1 protein-coding gene is annotated in these 584 nt (G+C 40.8%); it reads right to left on the bottom strand.

The features are described from left to right. On the bottom strand, positions 1–584 hold a 584-nt coding region (locus NNN71_RS24925; RefSeq protein ID WP_271459612.1), incomplete at both ends, for a DNA cytosine methyltransferase.

Consider the following 584-nt stretch of genomic DNA (forward strand, 5'->3'; position numbering starts at 1 on the left):
TCCTATAGCGTAACCAAGGCCAACAGGAACCGCATTACCGAGTTGCTTGTATTGGTCTAACAGTTTTCCTTCTATAACCCAATTATCAGGGAACTGCTGAAGTTTTTTATATTCCTCAATGGATAAGGGTCTTAACTCCTCCGGATGAGCCAGATCAGTTGCAGGCATAGCAGGATGCGTAACCAAAGTAGGTGAAGGTCTGTCCCATGCTAGACGGCGTAAAAATCCGGTTTTTCCACCACCAGAAAAAAATGACTTACCTAAAGCTTCCATTTGTAACTCAACTGGCAAATTCTTCCAATACTCACCCGGCCCAAGCAATCTATAATATTTTTTCCGTTTTTCAGGAAATTCAAGATGAGTATGATTAACACCATCTAGTTCAGCCACAGTTTCTGAAAATGTTTTCCACAAGGGTAAATTAAAGCTTCCCGTTTGAGAATGGGTAGGTTCAAGGTATGGAATTTTTCTTCCATCTCGGGAACACATCATTACAACACGTTCACGAGTTTGAGGCACACCAAAATTTGCCGAATTATAAAGCTCAAATGAACAACTATACCCGTTAGCCTTTATCATCCTAT

Origin of the sequence: Kluyvera sp. Awk 3 (assembly GCF_028069715.1) — a bacterium.
In the GTDB taxonomy this organism is placed as follows: Bacteria; Pseudomonadota; Gammaproteobacteria; order Enterobacterales; family Enterobacteriaceae; genus Kluyvera; species Kluyvera georgiana_A.